Origin of the sequence: Collinsella sp. CLA-ER-H10, assembly GCF_040092475.1 — a bacterium.
Lineage (GTDB): Bacteria > Actinomycetota > Coriobacteriia > Coriobacteriales > Coriobacteriaceae > Collinsella.
The window spans coordinates 1-856 of sequence record NZ_JBBNLM010000052.1; the positions used below are offsets into that span (position 1 = coordinate 1).

At 66.6% G+C, this 856-nt stretch carries 1 protein-coding gene; it reads right to left on the bottom strand.

What is annotated here, in order from left to right; all coding sequences use genetic code 11:
- Positions 1 to 856, bottom strand: an 856-nt coding sequence (locus AAAX36_RS09450) for an SIS domain-containing protein (RefSeq protein ID WP_349075293.1), incomplete at both ends; no start/stop codon positions are given.

Here is an 856-nt window from a genome sequence, read left to right on the forward strand (position 1 = left end):
GAGGCGGTCGGTGGTCAGCACGGACAGGATCCACGGCGACACGATGACGCGGAAGTCGTCGTCCAGGCCCGGGATCGCGTACTCGGCGGTGTCGATGATGACGTAGTCCTCGTCGCCGGTCACGCCGCTGGTGAGGAAGGCGCGGACGCGCTCGTCGAGGGCGCGGCACTCGTCCTCTCCCATGAACAGGAACACCGGGACGCCGGGCTCGAGCAGCTCGAGCGTGCCGTGGAAGAAGTCGTGCGAGGTGATGTGGCGGATGCGCTTCCACTGCATCTCCTCGAGCAGGCACATGGAGTACAGGATGGTCTCGCCCCACAGCGCGCCCGAGCCGATGAACATGGTGTAGTCGGCCAGCGCGTACTTCCTGGCGAGCTCCTCGGCGCGCGGCTCGAAGCGCTTGCGGATGTCGAGCATGTCCTTCCAGACGTCCTTCGTCTGCTCGATGAACAGGTCGAACTTGGGGAAGCAGCCGCGGCGGTTGAGCAGGCGCAGGCCGAAGCAGTCGGCGAGGTAGTAGCCCTTCTCGCAGCCGCCGGCGCCGTGGTCGGAGGCCATCATGACGCAGTTCTCGGCGCCCACGGCCTGGCCGATCTTGCCCTCGGGGTTGGTCATGGCGAAGACGCGCACGCCCATCTCCCTCATCTTGCCGACGGCCTCGAGCACCTCGGGGGTGGTGCCGGACTCGGAGGCGGTCAGCACGACGGACCTGTCGGTCATGCGCTTGTGGCCCATGACGTTCCACTCGGCGGCGTGGATCAGGTAGACCTCGAGGTCGCGGTCGCCGAACTTGTTCATGAGGTACTCGAGCTGCATGAACTCGTCCCAGGTGCCGCCGACGCCCATCAGGAAGACG